This window comes from Nostoc sp. JL31 (assembly GCF_017114965.1).
In the GTDB taxonomy this organism is placed as follows: Bacteria; Cyanobacteriota; Cyanobacteriia; order Cyanobacteriales; family Nostocaceae; genus Nostoc; species Nostoc punctiforme_A.
Map to the genome: position 1 here is coordinate 1 of NZ_JABXKO010000091.1, position 21,162 is coordinate 21,162.

The following is a 21,162-nucleotide window of genomic DNA, read 5'->3' on the forward strand; positions in this document are numbered from 1 at the left end:
ATAGTTGTTAGATTTTCAAAAATTTTAACCCTTAACTATATCACAATTTTTTTTTTGCAAGAGGTCTAATACAAAAGATAATTAACTATTAACTTAATGACTAACAGACGCCAATTTTTAACAGGGGTGGTAGCGCTTTCTAGCTTATCTTTAGCTGGTTGTGGCTGGAGGCTAGCTGAAGTACGTGCTAATTCTAATACAAATAGTCAGCGTGACCAACTTTATATCTTCACTTGGACACAATATACTGACAACCAATTACTGAAAACTTTTAGCGCCCAAACTGGCATGAAAGTGTTGGCGGATGTGTATGATTCCAATGATGTCATGCTGGCTAAATTGCAAGCTGGAGGCGGTGGCACTTACAGCATCATCAACCCATCTGATTATATGGTGCAAAAGATGGTAGACAAAGGCTTGTTAACAGAAATAAATCACGATCGCTTAATCGGTCTAGAGAATTTATTTCCCCGGTTTCAAGATCCTAGTTATGACCCCAATAACCGCTATAGTATCCCTTTTAACTGGGGGACGACAGGTTTACTTTACAATTCCGAAAAAATCAAAGATGCACCACAAGACTGGGATTACCTTTGGCAAAATCAAGAGCAACTTAATCAGCGAATGACCTTGCTCAATGATGTTCGAGAAGTGATGGGTGCAACCTTACGAATGCTCGGTTATTCTTACAACTCAAAAAATGAACAAGAAATCAAACAAGCTTATGAAAAATTGAAGATGCTAAAACCTGCGATCGCACGTTTTGACACCGATGCTTGGCAAAATCAAATTCTGGCCGGAGATTTACTACTGGCAATGTGTTATTCAGCAGATGCAGTCAAAATCTCTCAAGAAAATCCTAAACTCAAATATGTGATTCCTCGCAGTGGTTCTTCATTATGGACAGACACTATTGTAATTCCCAAAACAGCCCCCAACCAAGCTGGAGCTTATGCTTGGATTAACATGATTTTGCAACCAGAAATAGCAGCCCAAATCACTCAACGTCTAAATATTTCTACGCCGAATAACGCCGGATTTGAGCAATTGCCAAAAAAAATCCAAAACAACACTAATTTGTTTCCGCCAGAGTCACTATTAAAAAATTGTGAACGTGTTACACCTGTAGGAGAATTTGAAGAGGTTTACGATCGTTATTGGACTCAATTAACTAGCAGTTAAAATAGTTAGGAGTTAGGAGTGATTAATTTGGAAAAAAATGAGATTTCTAAAATAGAAGAATTGCAGCACCCCATTAGAAATTGGCTGCAACCCTTGGTATTGCTTGCACCATCTGGGATTTGGTTATTACTTTTGTTGGTGCTGCCAACTTTGATAATTTTCGAGTTAAGTTTAGTTGCAGACATCCGACCGGGAGATTTGGTCAATCCCAACGGATTCAAAAACTACATCCGAATATTTGACTCCCTTTATGTACAAGTAATTGGGCGATCGCTATTTTTTGCCTTTGGCACTACGATAATTTGTTTAATTTTGGGCTTTCCCGTCGCCTATTGGATTGCTCAAATAGCGCCGCAGCGTTGGCGAAATTTGCTGCTATTAGCCTTTGTTCTACCTTTGTGGACTTCTTCGTTACTCCGTTCTTACGCTTGGATTACAATTCTTCGTCCTACTGGTTTATTGAATAGCTTATTCAGCAATTTAGGCTTGCCTACTTGGGAATTACTCAACAATAGTCAAGCTGTATTGATTGGCATGAGTTATAGCTTATTACCCTATATGGTTTTGATTTTATATGCTTCTCTCGAAAAGCTAGACAAGCGGTTGCTAGAAGCCGCGGCTGATTTAGGTGCAAATCCGGTGGAAACTTTTTTCCAAGTAACCGTACCGCAAATTTTTCCGGGAATTGCAGCTGCTTCCATGCTTGTATTCATCACAGGTATAGGGGATTTTGTCGATCCAGAATTACTCGGTGGTGCCTCTAGTATGACGGCGGCGCGGTTAGTTTATAATCAGTTTCTTGGAGCAACCCAAAATTGGGGATTTGGTTCAGCCTTGAGTATGACGTTAATTTTGCTTGTTAGTATTGCGATCGCACTTTTAATTAAGTTTGGGGAAGGTACACCCAAACGCTAAACTTTGGGTCACTCATTTATAATAAAGGCATCAAACGCCAGCGAGACAACGGTTATGCTCTCACCCGATCTCAAAAATGCGTTACCAACTACTGACGAACTTCCCTGTTCAGACGATACCCCAGTGGATAACGAAGACCAAAACTTTTTGCCCAACATTTTACTCTTCTTACTCAACTCCATTTGGGCAAATCGTATGGATTGGTACTTCGGAGTAGACATGGGAGTATATCACACCACAGGAGTAAATCCCAGAGTACCTGTAGTCCCAGATGCTTTTTTAAGCCTGGGAGTAGAACGGAAAAAGGGTGATAAATCACGCAAAAGTTACGCGGTTTGGGAAGAAAATGGGATAGTTCCAATATTCACATTAGAAATGGTATCCCATACTCCAGGAGGTGAATACGACGAAAAGCTAGATATATATAGAAAACTCGGTGTATTGTACTACGTAATTTATAACCCTGAGTTTTGGCGACGCGACCAACATCAACCCTTTGAAGTGTATAAGTTGATCGATGGAAACTACCAATTACAAATAGGTGAACCCTATTTAATGCCAGAGGTGGGTTTAGGTATAGGGCGACACCAAGCTGTAATTGCCGGGATACAACAGGAATTTTTATGTTGGTATGACGAGCAAGGAAAGCGTTATTTGACAGATGCAGAACAAGCACAACAAGAGCGATCGCGGGCTGAACAAGAACGGCAAAGGGCTGAACAATTAGCCGAGTATTTACGTTCTCTAGGTGTAGATCCAAATAATCTACCTGATAATTCGTAATTCGTAATGACGCTCGCGGACTCGCTAACGTAATTCGTAATTACAAATTATCAATTATTTTTCACCGAGACTAAATTATCTAAATCATCTGTATTATTGTTAATTAACTCATTAATTTTAGAGATAAACTCATGCTCTAAAAAAGGCTTAGTCAAATAAGCTTTTGCACCCAATTCTTGGGCAAGCTGGCGATGTTTTTCAGCGCTGCGAGAAGTAAGAATCATTACAGGTATTTTTGCTAAGTTGGTGTATTGACGGAAATTGCTCAACAACTCAAAACCATTCATTCGTGGCATCTCTAAATCGGAGACAACAACTTGAATTTCTGGATGTAAGTGCAACTTTTCTAGAGCTTCTATACCATTTTGAGCTTGTATGACTTGATAGCCAGATTTTTGGAGAGTCAGAGAGAGAGTTTGTCGGAGACTAATTGCATCATCTACTACTAAAACAACCTTTGGTGATTTATAATCTGGCTCTTGAGAATAACTGGGTTGGGTTTCGATAGTTGTTGTGGAAGTCGATGCCGCAAGTAATGGTGTAGATGAAAAAGTATGCCCTGATATCTGCAAGGTTTTTTTATTTGACGAAGAAGCTACTGGTAGCACCCTGATATCAAGTGTTGTTTGTTGGATTTCGCTAGATTTTACCAGCAACAAAGCATCAATTACTAAGATGAGATTACCATTAGCTAAACTACTACAACCATAAATGTATTTTGGCGGTGCGATCGCATTTCCTAAAGGTCTGATTACCAGTTCTTGTTCACCAATTATTTGGTCAACTTCTAAAGCAACTTTTCCCTGATTTCGCTGGAGCAAAAGCACCGGATTTTTCGCTATGCTTGGGTCGTGAGTATTTGATGTGTTGTATGGAACAGCACTATTAAACAATGAATCATTATAATTAATCAACTTTGAAAGTTGACGAAGGTTGACCATAGTCTCATCATTGTCTATATTCCAATGCAAGACTTTTTTTCCTTCAATTTCTTTAATCTGCTGGTCAGAGGGAATCAATATTTTTTCGATACTGTCCAACATCAGACCATAAACAACACCTTTGGCTTGAACCAGCATTAACTTTTCTGTAGTCATAGAAAAAGGAATTTTGAGTATAAATATTGTTCCTTGGTTGGGTAAGAATTGAACTGAAATCGAGCCGTTGAGTGCGTGCATCTGAGTACGCACAATATCTAAACCCATACCGCGTCCAGAAATTTCACTTACTTTAGTAGCAGTAGTAAATCCAGGCGAAAATATCAAATCTAAAAGTTCAGGTTCCGCCAGATTGAAAGCAGAGCTTCTAGTTTGTTCTTCAGTTTGTATGGGATAAAGTTCAGCAGCTTTTCTGCGAATTCTATCTAGATTCAATCCCTGACCATCATCTCGAACTTCGATAACAGTTTGGCTACCCTGATGATAAGCGCAGATTTCGATTAAACCTTCTTCTGGTTTACCAAGCTCTCGGCGAACTTGCGGAGCTTCAATACCGTGGTCAAAAGCATTACGCACTAAGTGTAACAAGGGATCGTAGAGTTTTTCTGCGATCGCTTTATCTACCAGTACTTCACTACCAGTAAGTTTCAATTCTACAAGTTTGGCATGAACATTCCCCAACTTATTTACCATGTGGGGGAAACGATTCAGAATATTACCCAAAGGTGCCATTCGTGCTTCGACTAAGCTATCTATAATATTAAGAGTTAAATTTTCTTGCTTATCACTAATTTGCATAGCTTGTGTCAGAAGCAAGTCAAGAGACTCTGTGGTTTCTTGTAGTTGCAGTGTCTCTTCTATTGCTTCATGCAATGTCATGTGAAATTCTGTATATACATCCATTTCTAGAGAGTCAAAATCCAATGCAAAACTTTGCGTTTGTTGTGAGTTAATATTTTGTATTTGTAAAGGTAGATCGCGTAAATCATTTAAAGTTGTTTGGTGTCTAGTGATTTGCTGTACGAGTTGCTCAATTATTTCTTTGACTTGTTGATCTTGTAAACTACGCCGTTTTTGGTAAATCAGTAATTCTCCTGCTAGATAATTGAGGTGTTGCAGTCTTTCTGTATCTACCCGAATAAATGAAGGTTGACGAAAGTTTTTAGTTTGAACATACTGTGATTTATCTTCTATTTCTTTATTGATTTGTGTAGCTAGATCAGGGATGACTTCAATAGCTGTTTCCGAAACGTCTACAATTACCTGCTCACTAACAGTTAATGAATCCAGCTTTCCTAAATAATTATCAATCTGGGTTGTCACGACTTCAACAGCAAGGTTTTGCCTAGCTTCTTCACCCCATATTGCTTCTAGTAGGTTATCTGTTGATTGAGAAGATATAATCTCTTGAATCACTAACAGTTTTTGTAACTTAGGACTATCAAGCCAATTTTTCTCCTCGCTAGTAACAGGAGGGTAACTTTTATATTCTTTTGCTAATTTATAAATTTGGTTTTGTAATGTTTTAATTCCTGAGAGGTAACTATCAGATGCTTTCAAAGAATATTGAAACTTTGCAACTGCAAATAGGATGATTAAGATGATCCCACGCCGATAAATACAAAGACTTTGACTATCTTCTTCGTCTTGAACAAAACTAAGAAAGTCTTGCAGCCAGTTGTTGATATAATTAAGCAGATTTTTTCTTTCTAATCTGGGAACGAGTAAAGTCAAACTGAGTTCTGACTCTGGTATTTGCATCTGGTGATTAAACCAGCCAAAAATGTAGCGAATTACTTTTAAATAAAACTTGGCAGTTGTTGGTTTTACCGATTCGTTTTTATTGTTATCAGATATAGTAAGAAACTGATAAAACTGTTCTTCATTAAAGATAAATGTGCTGGCAAATGAATCATTTTGTAATTCTTCAGATTCATTATTTGCCACTATCGTGAGTTTTCGCAAATCTGAAGAAACTTCTCCACCAGATGTGCGATCGCCTTCTAATACTAATTTTTTTGCTTGTTGTAAATCTGCAAAGGCAATTTCTGCAATTTGCTGTACCTGACTGGGATTTGCTTGCAGCGCTGAAAGAATCGTTTGGGAAATTTCTCCCAATCCAGGTAAATTTAGAGATTCTGCCAAGCCAAGAAATACTTCAGCTTGAGAGTGTAAAAACTCGATAAATTCGTCATGGTTTGGCGGATTGTTAATAACATCAGCAATACTGTTTAGACGTTGTTCTACTCCTACTTCAAAAACAGATTGCACAATATCAAATCCCAATTCTTCAGAAGTGGGAATATGAGATTCAGCACCAAATGAATCACCCAGCTTTTCTTGCAACTGCGCGAACACTGAAGTCGCTCGGTGAAGAAGTTCTTCGTCATTAACAGTACTACCTATTAATTCAGTATTTAATGCTATACTCAAACACTCATAAGCTTGTAATAAAAATGTTTGTAATTCTGCATCAACTACCACTTTTGGATTGTATAAAGCCTTAAATACATCTTCTAAAAAATGGGCGATCGTCTTAATTAATTCTAGCCCAACGTTAGCCGCACCACCTTTAAGTGTATGAGTGGCTCGCATTAGATTGTGAATTTTAGCAATGCTATAATCTTCCGACAAGCTAAATAGTTCTTGTTCAATAATTTGGACTAATTCTGGGGCTTCAGCTAGAAAGTAGATGTACCCTTGTTCGCGAATTTCGTTATCTGTAATCATAATTAGGGAGTTGGGAGTGGGGAGTGGGGAGTTGGGAATTAGGAGTTGGGAGTATAGTGCTTTATATAATTAATGCTTTGACCTAATAACTCCTAACTCCTAACTATTTTTCATTTCACTTTAAACTTACTAGCAGTTGTTAATAGCTCTTGTGCCATTCCTGATAAATCTTGGAATACAGTTGCAATTTCTTGAGATTCAGCAAAAGTTTTATCGGCAATTTCTGCAACATCTTGCATTGATTTAGTTACTGTTACAGATTGCGCCATTTGTTTTTGAGTCGCTGCGGTAATTCGCTCGATTAGCTGACTAATTTCGGCAGTCGCAGAAACGATCGCATTTAAGTTTTGGCGAGTATCGCTAACAAGATTTGTACCTTCTACTACCTGCTGAATACCAGTTTCCATTGCGACTGCAACTTCCCCGGTTTCTGCTTGAATCTCCTGAACTAATTTTTCAATTTCGATGGTTGCTGCTGCTGATTGGCGAGATAAAGAACGGACTTCATCAGCTACAACTGCAAAGCCTTTGCCATATTCACCAGCACGAGTAGCTTCAATGGCTGCATTCAAAGCAAGTACGTTTGTCTGGGTGGCAAAATTACCAATCAAATTCACCACTTTGGAGATTTTTTGCGAGGATTCGCTGAGGCGTTTAATCTTTTTGCTGGTTTGAGCAACGGTTTCACGAATTCCTTGGATGGCTTTTACAGTCAGGTTCATGGCAGTATCGCCAGACTCTACAGTTTTATTGGCTTTTTGCACTGCTAGTTGTACTAATTCAGCATTCGCTACTACAGCTTGAGTAGAGTCCACCATCTGTTGAATGTCATCTAAGGCTGCGGTAATGTCCTCAGACTGTTGTTGTGCCAGATTGGTTAGTCCCGCTAGTGAAGCCTCGCTATTGCTAGAAGTTTGGGCAACTTGTTGAGCAGCTCCTTGTACTTGAACAACAATTTGCCGCAGTGCTTGCAGAGTATTATTGTAAGCATCTGCGATCGTGCCTAGCTCGTCTTCTGTAATCGGTGCGCGTACTGTTAAGTCGCCGTTAAGAGCGGGTCTAAGGGCTTTTAAGAGTTGAATGGATCGTTGTTGCAGTAACTCGTTAGCTGCCTTTTCCCGTGTTGCTGCTTCTGCCAATTTTGCTGACTGCGCTTGTACTTGTTGCAAATATTCGGTGTGTTGTAATGCCAATCCTAATTGGCTGCCAATACGTGCTAACAAAGTGACTTCCGATTCTTCCCAATCACGAGTTCCCGAATTTTGATAAGCTGCCAGCAATCCCCACAATTGCTCCCCAAAAAATACAGGAACAATTACATAAGCTTTAGCTTCAAATTGCTCTAAAACTTCAATGTGACAAGGAGAATGACCTGCCTGATAGATATCATTTACAACTAAATTTTCCCCTTGGACATATCGACCTCCCTGAGTTTCTTGTAAATAGGTATCTTCCCAGAGAGTTTTGATATCGGGGCCTACCACTTTTATCCAAAGATGACCTGCTGACTCTGCGACAAATTCACCACCCCAGTTCGGATTGAAACGATACACGGCGACGCGATCGCATCGTAATAATTGTCTTACTTCTTGAGTAGTTGTTTTGAAGATTTCTTCTACATCTAAAGATTGTCGGATGCGGTTACTAATCTTGGTGACAGCTTTTTCTTGTTCTGCTATCTGAGCTAGTTTCTCAGATTTCACCCGCACTAATTCCAAATAATCTATCTGTGATTTAGCTAGGCTAAATTGCAAGCTAGTCTGCACCAAAAAGTTCACTTCCCAGCTTCGCCATTCACGAGAGGTAGAATTTTGATAAGCTGCCAGCAAGCCCCACAATTTATCCCCGAAAAATATCGGAACAATGATGTAAGCTTTGGCTTCAAACTGCTCTAAAATCTCAAGATGGCAGGGAGCAAGCCCGATTTCATAGATGTCATTAACGATAAAGTTTTCACCTCTGACATACCTACCTCCCTTAGTTACTTGCAAGTAAGTATCATCTACAATGGTTTTAATATCAGGGCCTACCAGTTTTGTCCAACCAGTACCCACAGACTCAGCCACAAATTCGCCACCCCAATCAGGGTTAAAACGATAGACAGCGACGCGATCGCATTGCAGTGATTGACGCACTTCTTGAGTGGTTGTTTTGAAGATGCTTTCTACATCTAAAGATTGTCTGATGCGGTTGACTATCTTAGTGAAAACTTTCTCTTGTTCAACTATTTGGGCTAGTTGGTCAGATTTCGTCTGCACTTGTTCCAGATATTCCCCTTGTGATATGGCCACACCAAATTGCAGTCCAATTTGAGTTACAAAGGTTTCTTCCCAAGGTTGCCAATCACGAGGCCCAGAATTTTGGTAAGCTGCCAGCAAACCCCATAATTTTTCTCCAGCAAATATGGGTGCAATGATGTAAGCCTTCATTTCATACTGCTCTAAAATGTCAATGTGACATTGAGCATGGCCCATTTGATAAATGTCATTGACTACAAAGCTTTCACCCTTGGCATAACGTCCTCCTTGGGTGTCTTGTAAGTGGCTATCTTCCCAAACCATATAAAAATCAGGGCCGACCATTTTTATCCAGCCATTACCCACTGATTCAGCGACAAACTCACCACTCCAGTCAGGTTTGAACCGATAGACACCGACGCGATCGCATTTTAGTAATTGGCGGATTTCTTGAGTGGTTGTTTGAAAAAGCTTATCGACATTTGATACCCGCAGAATTTTGTCGATGACTTTGGCTACAGATTTTTTTGCTAGTAGCCGCTGTTGCTGTTCTTTTTGGAATTCAAAGCTCTGTAATTTGTAAATTAGTTCTGTTGTAAGTTGAGATAGTAGGCTAATTTCTACTTCTTGCCACTGCCGCGTTGAGTAGCAATTATTGACTACTAGTAAGCCCCACACTTTACCTTCTACTACAATCGGTAAACTCAAACTAGCTTTAATTTGAAATTTATCTAGCAGTTGCTTTTGATAAGGAGTAAGTTGAATCTGATTGATATCGTCAATAACTACAGCTTCTACATAGTCTTGATTGGTATATAAACCAAAAATAATTCCGGGAATATTTTCGCCTAAAGTTGGTGTCCAACCTAGTGTTCTTGATTCGGCTAAAACATTACCGGATTCTGGTGAAGTAAACTGATAAATTAAGGCGCGATCGCAGCCAATCTTTTCTCTAATTTGTGCTACAGTAATTTTAAGTAATGTATCAATGTCTGGGGCTTGGCGCATGTGAGTTGCGATGTCTTTCAACTGTCGACGCCAATTTTTAAATTCTTTAGCGATCGCACTTAATAAAGTTATTTCATTACTAGCAATATTTGCTATATGAGCGTTACCATTCTGATTTTCTAATTCCGTGATTAGATGCTCGTTATCATGGCTATTGTTATATAAAAATGTCATTTGATTAACCTCCAAATTGTGATAGGTAATAACTTGATATGTGCTAGGCAAAATTATCTGGTGTTTACTCATTAAGGATTAGGAATTTTCAAAACAATCTACCTAATCTCACCTTACTAACTATTCAATTATGAATTCCCCATGCTGGAGATTGAATAATAGTTATGGCATCCAAATTAAAAATTATCTCCTCTGAATCATTAATAAAGTATCCCTGTAAAAAAGGTGATAACTTCGGATAAAATAATTCAGCTGTTGCTGGTTTCAGTTCTTTAGTATCTAGCCATTCAATATCTATAATTTGTTGCACTAATAGTCCCAAATACTTACCCTTATTTTCCAGAACAATCGCCATCATTCTTGAAACTAAATTTGACCCTTGCGAAATAGGAGGATAACCTAACATTGCCTCTAAATCGACTAACCAAAGCATCTCACCGCGCCAATTATAAATGCCCAAGACGCTACTTGGCATCTGAGGAACACTACATATTTCTAGTAATGATACTTGCAAAACTTCTGTGATGTGTTGTAAAGAAATGACGGCTGTATCACTTACTCCCAAATTAAAACTTAAAAACTTTTCCTGAGTTTCCAAAACTATTTATCCTTTGTCTTTGATTAATTATCTTTAGCCAATATTTGCAGTTATTGGTTATTGTGGGAGAGATTCTATCTAAGAAATAGTGACTTATATTATTTGTTGATTTATGACATTTTTCCTAATTAAGTAATCGTTTTAAAATTACCACTAGCTCGTCTCGGTCAATCGGTTTTGATAAATAACCATCAGCGCCTAACATATTACCCCAAATTTTATCTACATCACTATTTTTTGTAGAGCAAAAAACCACAGGTATATTGCTAGTGTCGGGATTGTTTTTCAGTTCCCGGCAAATTTCAAAGCCACTTTTACCAGGTAAAATTACGTCGAGAAATATTAAGTCTGGTTTGTTTTTATCTATTTTGTCTTGAGCCTCTTCACTGCTAGTGGCGCTAATCACAGAATAACCTGCCTGTTGTAAGTAACGGCTGATTATTTCCCTATCTGTTAAGCCATCTTCAACAACTAAAACAGTATTCATGGTAATTACTCGTTAACTTTTTCTCAAAATGTAAACAAAATATACAAATCCTAAATGATTTCTCAAAAAAGACATGGAAGGGACTAGAGACTAGCCCTAACCCCTTTGCCTTAACTAATATTTCACAAATCAAATAGGACTGCTATAAATACAAAAATTTGTATTTGTCTAATTTTGATTCAATCTTTATTTATCAACCTCAGAAAAAGTACGTAATAAATATAACTTAATGTAACATATTTGAATATAATCTAATTTTGAATGTTGGATTAAATATTTAAAATTACACAATGACTGAGAGCAAGAGAACTTAACGGCGAGAATAAATCTAAAATTCCAAATCAATTGACAACTCTCTGGTTTGATTAATAGAGTAAATCTAAAATTGTTTAACCTCAATAATTTAATTTTTACTGAGGTGAAAAAATATATAAATTTTGAGGAATAATTCAGAATTACAAATCGCCTTTAATTCTCCCTAATTACAAACCTCTAAATTAGATTTACTCTTATCGTGGGATACGTTGGATACGCTGTGTGTCGGTAAATATTTACGTATGATACTCATTACCTTATCAGCCACTACAGGTTTAGTGAGAAAATCTGTAGAACCAACTACTTTGGCACGAACTCTATCTAAAAGACCATCACTGCCTGTTAATATAATTATTGGTGTGTTAGAAAAGGTAGATATTCGTCGTAACTGAGTACAAATTTCGTAACCACTAGCAACTGGCATAATCAAATCCAAGAAAATCAGGTCTGGTTTATCCTGAATGAGGGTTGGTAGAGCTTGTACAGCATCTTGAATTTTGACAAACCTCAATCCATTGGAAGTGACAATATCCTCTAACATTTTACATACTTGAGGGCTATCATCGACGCAAGCTACTAGTGGAGTAATCCGCTTTTTGGCTTGTGTGGTGGTAGAGTTATTGTTAACTTCAGTAATTCCTAAAGGCAAGTCAGGTACTTCTACCAATTCAATGATTCCTTTAAGGATATAAGGAAGCAATGAACGGGTGAGTGGTAGTACACTCTGCTTCATTTTCATCGCTAAATCTCGCAGAGTGAATTTGCCATTGATTAAATTCACAAAGTTTTTGTAGACAGATGGACTTACCATCTGCTCAAGTTGTTCTGGTCGCCGTAGAATTGGTGCTAAGTCAGGAGAAAAATTTGCTAAACCAGCTTCTGACCAAATTTTCCATGAGTCTTGCATGTGCTTTACAGACATTTCTGCACTTGTGAAGCTCATTGGGGTTTCTAAGATAACTTCTTGGGTGCGATTGCAACTTAGAGAAGCAAAGTTTCCTTGCAAAGCCAGGTCAAATAATAGTTCTGCTATCGTATTCTCCGCAATAGATTGAATCTGTTCCCTCTGAATTTTCTGTTTTTTATAAAATATTTCTATCAGTTTATAGTCCCAGTAATCAATTGATAAGTCTTGCACACGTAACTGCAACTTATCAACATCAATCTGGGGACAATTTTGAGCTATATTTCTACGCCAACGCCGGAAGGGATGAGTTCCTCCTGTTGCCCAAACTATCCGTCCCAGTCGATAGTAAAAAGTCCATTGGCTACCCTTTGAACTCTTAATATTTAATTTGCCATTGTATTGCAACTGAGTACAAGTTTTAAATTCATTTACTAGGTTATTTGAAATAATTTCTTGATGAGGCATAGTTTGTTCCTTTTATTAAAAAGCTAGCCATTAAAAACCGATACTATTAGAGCACGGCGAAAATCCAGCTCCCATCTCAATTAACCAGACAAATCTCTTAAGTTACTTGTTAAAGGTAGGCAACACTTCCGTCACAGTGTTCTAGCTATATAGGGATGTGAATAAGTGCAAATGCATTTGATATATAGCAGTCTAAATCAAGATTATTAAAAGCGAGGTAGATGTTCAGATGGCAAAACTATTGCTAGTAAATAATTTATTTAGCATAGAGTCTTTATTGGCAGAGTTTACTTTTCTGTTAATATTTATGACTAAAGTAGGTTGTTATCATATAGATCATGATGTATTGATATATTATTTTAATAATTTTCATCCTGAATCATATCCGTATAAGTTCTGAATTTTTGTTCAAAAAAGATTAGCAGTCTCCAAATATTTCTACTTTAGTTATTCACATTGATCATAGCTGTTAAAAATATTTATTTAAATTTACTATTCTTAATTATGTTAATTAATATTAGCTTTTCTAGGGAATATTTTTCTAAAAAAAGGCGTGCTACTAAAAATAAGTAGCAGCCAGATTAGAAAGTATTTATTTAGAAAATTTATTCAAGGTTGCTTGTGGTTTTGAAAGCTGACAACAGCTGCTCTGAGATTACTTTGGTGTTCTGAAAGCAGCCGATCGCCTTCATCTTTTTCCAAACCAGTCCAGTGCATCAATAGCGCCAGCTTAACCCATTTACCACTACGTTCTAGTAAAAAACCAGCAGTTTCCCGGCTTAAACCTGTGAGGTCTTGCAGAATTCGCAAAGCGCGATCGCGTAATTTTTGATTTGTTACTGCTACATCGACCATGCGATTGCCATAAACTTTGCCTAGCTTAACCATCACGCTGCTAGAAAGGATATTTAAAGCTAATTTAGTGGCTGTACCAGCTTTCAGACGAGTTGAGCCGGCGATTATTTCTGGCCCTGTCAAGAGACGAATGTCAATATCAGCATCAAAGCTAACTTGTTCAGCAGGAACACAAGCGATAAAAATAGTTGTGGCTCCTCGCTGACGAGCAGCATGAAGCGCACCGTGGACATAAGGCGTTGTGCCGCCAGCGGTAATGCCAACTACGACATCTAATTGGGTAACGTGCCGCCCTGCGATCGCAGCCTCACCATCTTCAATACTGTCTTCTAAATCTTCAGAACTGCGTACTAATGCGCCAGCACCACCAGCAATAATCCCCTGTACCAACTCTGGGGGTGTACAAAAAGTAGGTGGACACTCAGCAGCATCTAACACCCCTAATCTGCCACTTGTACCCGCACCAATATAAAATAGGCGTCCTCCGTGGCGCAAACGCTCTGCGGTGCGCTCAATTGCCTCTGCTAACTGAATTTTCGCCGCTGCAACAGCTGCGACGGCCTTTTGGTCTTCGTCATTAAACAACTCTACCAATTCCAGAGAACTGAGCTGGTCTAAGTTCAGACTGTTAGGATTTACCAGTTCAGTTAAAAGATGCCCGCGTTCTTGCAAATTTGTCATTTGTCATTTGTCCTTTGTTCTACCCTATGCCGCCCTTTCTTTGGGCATCTATCTATGTCCGTTGTCATTAGTCAGTTAGCGACCAATGGCTAATGACCCTTCGGGTGACGCTCGTGCCTCGCTAACGCTGCGCTAACGCCAGTTGCTCATGGGGGAAACCCCCAAGACCGCACTGGCTCACCAATGACTAATGACTAATGACTACTTACAACAACCCTTCTAATTTGCGACGAATCTTCTCTAATTCAGAATCAGACAATTCTGGTTCTTCTAGCGGCTGTTGATTGAGAGGGAAAGTGTCTTCAACAGTATCCTCCTTCTGGGCATCTTCTTGCCAATCAGTTTTTTCGACGTTAAGTTCTGGGGGAGTTACAACTAAATTGCTGTTTTCTGGGATGATTTCCCATTCATATCCAGCACTTTCGCAAAATTCCTTGATTTCTTCAGCATCGATCGGCTCCGGTGTGGGTGCGGGGAAATCCTGAGCTTCTAACATCAGGGCAAAGCGCGTGGCATCGTCTTCTGACTCGAACATCAGAATTTTATTGCGATCGCCTTCCCGAATCGTGTGAATCCCCTCATTTTCCGTTCGAGCGTTAAAAATTAACACAAAAACACGCATTGGTGTAATCATCTGTCCTTTTTAAGGTTTATTCATATTAAAGTTCGAGATTGTGCCTCAAGGAAAGTCACAGGAATAATTTTCACTCTATTCAGATTTTCCTGAAAACGCCAATATTATTAAGCATAAGTATTGGATCGAGAAAATACCGTAACTCAACCAATGGGGTCTTGGGTTTAGTTGGCGTATCCTGGAAATGGCATACTGAACCAATGTGCCAGTTAATGCTTGTGTGTGCCAGCGACATCCGGCAATAAATACAGTGAAAGCAAATGACTAAATCTACCAATCAAGATATTCATTCCCCCTCCCCTATCCGCAAACGTTTGTGGTTGCTGGTGTTGAGCCGGGGTAGCATTGCCTTGAGTGGACTTTTGCTGTTAGGAGTTATCGTTGGTATTTGGCGGTTGTGGACTTTTGTCCAAACAGAGTTAACGCCGTTGGCACAACAAAGTCTAACTACTACACTCAACCGTCCGGTAAAACTGGGAAGAGTCACACAATTTTCGTTGACAGGAGTACAGTTTGGGGCTTCAGCTATCCCAGCCACACCCACAGATGCAGATCGGGCTACAGTCGAATCTGTAGAGGTGGGTTTTGATCTGTTACAACTAATTTTTAATCGCCATCTAAAGCTAGATGTAACCTTAGTCAACCCAGATATTTACATTGAACAGGATGACCAAGGGCGTTGGGTTTCCACTACCATCGCGTCGTCAAGTGGAAGCAGTGCAATTAAAACTGATTTGGACTACCTGCGGTTTCGGAATGCCAAGCTGGCCTTGATGCCGCAGGAGAGAGTAGAGGGAGATGAGGAGGCAGGGGGGCAGGGGGGCAGAGGGGCAGAGGGGCAAGAGGGTAAGGGAGAATACCCAACTTCTAACTCAGCACTGCCTCAACGCCCTGCTACTACTAAAAACACTCAGCAATTGCCGGTGCTATTTTCTCAACTCAATGGATCTGCTCAACTTTTAGCAAATAACCAGTTGATACGGTTTGAAGTCGGAGGTCAAGCGAACAGTGGTGGCAATATTTCCATTCAGGGAGAGACACGTTCTAAGGTGCTAGCAGGGACTTTCCAGGTGCAAGCACAAGATTTTCTGGCTGAGAATATTACTCGGTTGATTAAGTTACCAGTGAACTTACAGGCGGGTCGAGCTAATGGCGATTTGTTAGTTCGGTTGACACCAGGACAGCAAACTTTATTGTTTGGCAATGCTACTGTGCAAGGGGTAACGCTGCAAATACCCAAAGTCCCGCAATTGTTGAGCAATAGCCAAGGAAACCTGCACTTCCAAGGAACGGAGTTGCAGTTAAATAATGTGACTAGCAACTACGGCAAAATTCCTTTAGTGGCTACGGGAATCGTCGACACGAAAGCAGGCTTGAAGTTGGCAGCGCGTGTAAATGCAGTAAGTTTGGCGAATGCCCAGGAGACTCTTAAGGTAAAATTACCTGTACCGATCGCTGGACAAGTACAAGCTTCTTTGCAGATTACTGGATCGACTAAAGAGCCAATTCTCTCCGGCTCAGTTGCGACGATTCAAACTGCTCGGATTGATAAAGTTGATTTTAATAGCATCAGTAGTAAGTTTGAGCTTGTTACTAGTTCCTCTTTAATTACCCTAAAAGATATTCAAGGTAAAGCTAAAGTTGGTGGTGAGATTACGGGTGCTGGTACAATTAAACTTGGTAAGAGTCCGCGACTGGATTTAAATTTCGCTGCTAAGAATGTTCCAGGGGATGCGATCGCCAAAGTTTATGAAACAACACCTGCGTTTCAAATCGGCAATGTCTCAGGTACAGCTCAACTAACTGGCGCTCCTACCAATGTCCAAACTGTGGTGCAGTTCCAAGCTCCCAATGGAACTTATCCTGGAACTGGTGAAGTTGCCATCGCTCCAAATCGCAGCGTCTCTTTCCGCAATGTGGCTCTGAATGTCAGTGGTGGGACAGTCCGGGCAACTGGTAGTTATGCCAATGAGCGTTGGCAAGCTGTGGCTGTTTCCTCTGGAGTAAAATTGGAACCCTTTGTAGACAAGAGTCAACTGCAAAATGTCTCTTTGGCTGGGGCACAATTTAATGGTCGTCTGATCCTCTCAGGCAGTACAGCACCATTTGAAATTGCCACAATTCGCAGTGATGGGGCAGGAGTTCAAATTGGTGGCGGCACAGTTGCAGTTTCTAATATCCAACTGCAAGACCAAAGTTTCTCGGCCCAACTTGTAGCTAATGGTGTACGGTTGGGACAAATATTGAAACAGTCTCCTCCAGCTTTAGATAATCCTTTGGCGGGAACATTCCAAATCGCAGGTAGCAGAGATGATTTCAGCCTGAAAACCATGCGTGGGAGTGGTGAGGGTCGCCTTGCTATTGGCAGGGGTACGATTACAGCCTCTAATATTCAAGTGGCGAATGGTGTATATCAGGCGCAAGTTCAGGCTAAGAATGTGCCTGTGCAGAAGTTGGCAAAAGTACCAAAGCAATTTCAAGGGGCATTAAATGGTCAGTTCAACGTAGCGGGTTCTGTTGAGTCTTTTAAACCGCAAACTATTCAAGCCAATGGTCAGGCACGGGTAAATGTTGCGGGTGGAACTATTACGGCCTCTAATATCCAACTTGCTAACGGTGTCTATCAGGCGCAAGTTCAAGCGAATAATGTACCTGTGCGCCAGTTGGCAGCAGTACCACCGCAGTTTCGAGGGACGTTAACTGGTCAAGTAAACGTGGCAGGTTCTGTTGAATACTTCCAACCGCAAACTATCCAAGCGATGGGTCAGGCGCGGGTAAATGTTGCGGGTGGAACTATTACAGCTTCTAATATCCAAGTGGGTAATGGTGTATACCAGGCGCAAGTTCAGGTAACTAATGTACCGTTACAGCAGTTAGCAGCAGTACCACCACAGTTCCGAGGGACGTTAACTGGTCAAGCAAACGTGGCGGGTTCTGTTGAATCCTTCCAACCGCAAACTATCCAAGCTAACGGTCAGGGACGGCTGGATGTTGCAGGTGGAACGATCGCAGCCTCTAATATCCAAGTAGCTAATGGTCGCTATCAAGCTGTAGTTGATGCTGCTGGTGTGGAATTAAATCGGTTAAATCAGCAATTGCGGGGGCAGTTTGGCGGTCAGTTGCAATTAGCCGGTACGCTAGGATCGTCCAAATTAGCTGATGTGCGTGCTGCTGGACAGGTGCAATTATCCCAAGGTCTCCCTGGTCTAGAGCAACCATTGACGGCTGCGATCGCTTGGAGTGGTGAAAGGCTGACTATTGAGCGAGCAACTGCTCCCGGTTTAAGTGTTACTGGTAACATATTAGCCAATGCAACAAAGACAGGTATACCGGAAATTACTGCCCTAAATCTCAACGTCCAGGCGCAGAATTACAACTTAAAACAGTTACCGATTAATCTTCCTAATCAGGTTGCTGTGGCGGGGAAAGTAGATTTTAATGGTCAAATCACTGGTAAGCTGCCCTTACCAAATGTCGTCGGGCAAATCAACTTACGAGACTTGGTTGTTCAAGACATTGCTTTTGAGCCGTTGTTAACTGGAAACATCGATTCAGTACAGGGACGCGGCTTAAGTTTAAACTTGGCGGGTAATAGCGATCGCCTGAACTTCAATTTAGATGCCAATAATCGCCCGAAATCTTTCTTAGTCAAATGGCAGCAAGCATCAGCCACAGGTAATGTTCAAGGGAATGATTGGGCGCTGAAAGTTGCCAATTTCCCCTTACAAATATTGAATTTGACTCCGCCACCAATTACTCGATTGGGTGCTGGTAAGATAGCTGGGTTGTTAACTGGGGATTTGCTGTTTAATCAGCAGACATTGGCAACAACGGGAAATTTAGCGATCGCTAATCCCCAAATTGGCCGGGTTAAAGGCGATCGAATAGCTGCTCAATTCCGCTACGGTGACGGTAAAGCCACACTCACTAGTAGCGAATTTGTCAAAGGAAAAAGTAGCTACGCCCTTGTCGGTACTTTTGCCCAAAGCGCTAAAGGGCCTAAATTACAAGGTAAACTGAATGTCAAGCAGGGTGAGATCCAAGATGTTCTGGCTGTAGCAAAGATATTTGATTTACAAAATTTGCCTGGTGGTTCAGCAGAAATCTACGGCACAGCAGCGGATCTGACTACCAACCCCCAAGGAACGCCAAATGAACCCTTATTAACCCAAATCCAACGGTTTTCTGAAATTGAAGCTTTGGTTGCAGAACAGGAAGAACAGCGACTCAATTCAACTCCAATACCAGATTTGGCAGACTTAAAGGGGACTTTCAATGGAGAAGTGGCTGTAAATACAGCTACAGCCAATGGATTATCAGTGGATTTTAATTTGAATGGACAAGACTTTGCCTGGGGTAAAAAGGAAGAAAGAAATCGTTTTTATACTGCCGAAAAAGTGATTGCCGAAGGCAACTTTGAGAACGGTGTTTTAAGTTTGCGACCATTACGAATCGAATCTCAAAACAGGCTGATTGCATTTACGGGTAACGTTGGTGGTGATGAACAATCTGGTCAGCTGCGGGTGAATAATTTTCCAGTACAACTATTGAATAATGTTGTCAAACTACCAGTTGGAATCACAGGTAATCTTAACGGTACAGCAGCTTTAGCCGGCAGCATTGCTAATCCCCAAGCTAGAGGGGAATTGCAAATCACAGAAGGAATATTAAATCAGAGCAAAATAGAGTCAGCAACAGCAAGTTTCAGCTATGCCAATGGACGCTTAAACTTTGGTAGTACTGTAGCAGTTGCTGGGCCAAAACCTGTTGATATTACTGGCAGTATCCCTTATAAATTACCTTTTGCTTCCGTCGCACCAGACAGCGATCAAATCAGTTTGGATATGAAATTGGAAAACGAGGGATTGGGGCTGTTAAACGCATTGACTAATCAAGTGGTATTTGAGAAAGGTGAAGGAGAAGTAGACCTCAAAGTGCGAGGAACACTGAAAAAACCCGAAGTAAATGGAATTGCTACTGTCAATGATGCTACTTTTTCAGCCCAGGCTTTGCCACGTAAGCTGAGAGGTGTCACAGGTAGAGTACTGTTTAATTTTGACAGCATCTTAGTAGAAAATCTTCAAGGTAGATTTAGCCGTGGGACGGTAGAAGTTGCTGGTGAAATTCCCATCTTCAACAATGAGAACGTAACTATCAAAAATCCCCTGACTGTTAATCTCGATCAGTTAGCGTTGAATCTCAAAGGACTTTATCAGGGAGGCGCTAGTGGCAATTTGCAGATTACTGGTTCTGCCCTTAATCCCATAATTGGCGGTAGAGTAAATTTATTTGATGGTAAAGTATTGCTGGCAGAATCTACCGACGCTGCGACATCTGCAAATGGTAGTATTGGCGTATCGCCTACAAAAGACAATAAGCAGAGCAAATCTGAAATTGGGAATGGGGTGGGAAATACTAACGCCAGATTTAATAATTTAGATTTGGAATTAGGTAAAAACGTCCAAATTACCCGTGACCCTATTCTCAACTTCCGCGCCAGCGGTAATCTCATCGTTAACGGCTTAATCAATCAGCCTATACCCGATGGCACCATCCAGTTAGAAAAAGGAGGGGTAAATTTATTTACCACCCAATTTAACCTTGCTCGTGGCTATAAACACACTGCAACCTTTAGTCCTTCTCAACCCCGCGACCCCAACTTAGATATTCGGCTATTTGCCAAAGTACTGGATGTAACTCAAAGTAATGACTTCAGCCGGGTAAATTCTACAGGTTTATCAGCCTTAGAGAGTGTTCGAGTCGAAGCTACTATCAACGGTTTAGCTAGCAAACTAAATGAAAATATAGAATTAACAAGTAGTCCGTCACGTAGTCAAACCGAAATTGTTGCTCTTTTAGGAGGCGGATTTGTAGACACCCAAGGACGTGCAGACAGTACTTTAGGTCTGATTAACATTGCAGGTTCGGCTGTGTTTAACAATTTTCAGTCAGCTTTTAACCAGATTGGGAGTACTTTTGGCTTAAGTGAACTGCGGATATTTCCTACCGTGATATCTGAGAATCCTGAAGCTGGAAGAAGCAATTCAACTTTAGAATTAGCAGCGGAGGCTGGGGTTGACATTTCTTCCAAAATATCTGTTTCCAGTATCAAAATTTTGACAACAAACGACCCCTTCCAATGGGGTATTAATTACCGGATAAACAATGAATTTCGTGTGCGTGCCTCCACTAACTTAACTGATGACAGTCGTGCTGTAGTGGAATATCAAAAGCGGTTTTAAAGAAATCTCTT

Annotated in this window: 11 protein-coding genes; 4 read left to right on the forward strand and 7 right to left on the reverse strand. The window is 40.4% G+C overall.

Features of this window, described 5'->3' with window-relative positions:
- The first annotated feature begins 96 nt into the window (after window positions 1–96).
- From HWQ43_RS21040 to HWQ43_RS21050, 3 genes are read left to right on the forward strand one after another with little or no spacing between them, the layout of a single operon-like run.
- Window positions 97–1,182 carry a spermidine/putrescine ABC transporter substrate-binding protein gene (locus tag HWQ43_RS21040; RefSeq protein ID WP_292737685.1) on the forward strand — a complete coding sequence of 362 codons (1,086 nt, stop codon included), beginning with the start codon at window positions 97–99 and terminating at the stop codon, window positions 1,180–1,182.
- A 21-nt stretch (window positions 1,183–1,203) separates the two neighbouring features.
- Window positions 1,204–2,097: an ABC transporter permease gene (locus tag HWQ43_RS21045; RefSeq protein ID WP_292737758.1), complete on the forward strand. Its 894-nt coding sequence runs from the start codon at window positions 1,204–1,206 to the stop codon at window positions 2,095–2,097.
- Window positions 2,098–2,151: 54 nt separating this feature from the next.
- A complete protein-coding gene (locus HWQ43_RS21050) occupies window positions 2,152–2,880 on the forward strand; it encodes a Uma2 family endonuclease (protein WP_292737687.1) in 729 nt (242 codons plus the stop codon).
- 50 nt (window positions 2,881–2,930) lie between these two features.
- On the opposite strand, the gene HWQ43_RS21055 is transcribed toward HWQ43_RS21050, so the two are convergent.
- The 7 genes from HWQ43_RS21055 to HWQ43_RS21085 all read right to left on the reverse strand — a co-directional run bounded on the left by HWQ43_RS21055 (window position 2,931) and on the right by HWQ43_RS21085 (window position 14,909).
- On the reverse strand, window positions 2,931–6,548 hold the full coding sequence (locus HWQ43_RS21055; protein ID WP_292737689.1) for a hybrid sensor histidine kinase/response regulator: 3,618 nt from the start codon (window positions 6,546–6,548) through the stop codon (window positions 2,931–2,933).
- A 110-nt stretch (window positions 6,549–6,658) separates the two neighbouring features.
- The gene (locus HWQ43_RS21060; protein WP_292737691.1) at window positions 6,659–9,967 is read right to left on the reverse strand and encodes a GAF domain-containing protein; all 3,309 of its coding nucleotides are present in this window, start codon (window positions 9,965–9,967) and stop codon (window positions 6,659–6,661) included.
- Between the two features lie 124 nt (window positions 9,968–10,091).
- On the reverse strand, window positions 10,092–10,565 hold the full coding sequence (locus tag HWQ43_RS21065) for a chemotaxis protein CheW (RefSeq protein ID WP_292737693.1): 474 nt from the start codon (window positions 10,563–10,565) through the stop codon (window positions 10,092–10,094).
- Between the two features lie 124 nt (window positions 10,566–10,689).
- Complete coding sequence (locus tag HWQ43_RS21070) at window positions 10,690–11,052, reverse strand: response regulator (protein ID WP_292737695.1); 363 nt, start codon at window positions 11,050–11,052, stop codon at window positions 10,690–10,692.
- Between the two features lie 478 nt (window positions 11,053–11,530).
- Window positions 11,531–12,739, reverse strand: coding sequence for a response regulator (locus tag HWQ43_RS21075; RefSeq protein WP_292737697.1), 1,209 nt, complete (start codon window positions 12,737–12,739; stop codon window positions 11,531–11,533).
- Between the two features lie 609 nt (window positions 12,740–13,348).
- Window positions 13,349–14,275: an N-acetylmuramic acid 6-phosphate etherase gene (gene murQ / locus HWQ43_RS21080; protein ID WP_292737699.1), complete on the reverse strand. Its 927-nt coding sequence runs from the start codon at window positions 14,273–14,275 to the stop codon at window positions 13,349–13,351.
- Window positions 14,276–14,480: 205 nt separating this feature from the next.
- On the reverse strand, window positions 14,481–14,909 hold the full coding sequence (locus HWQ43_RS21085) for a DUF3110 domain-containing protein (protein WP_292737701.1): 429 nt from the start codon (window positions 14,907–14,909) through the stop codon (window positions 14,481–14,483).
- A 260-nt stretch (window positions 14,910–15,169) separates the two neighbouring features.
- On the opposite strand from HWQ43_RS21085, the gene HWQ43_RS21090 reads away from it, so the two are divergent.
- Window positions 15,170–21,151 carry a translocation/assembly module TamB gene (locus HWQ43_RS21090; RefSeq protein ID WP_292737703.1) on the forward strand — a complete coding sequence of 1,994 codons (5,982 nt, stop codon included), beginning with the start codon at window positions 15,170–15,172 and terminating at the stop codon, window positions 21,149–21,151.
- The last annotated feature ends 11 nt before the right edge of the window (window positions 21,152–21,162 follow it).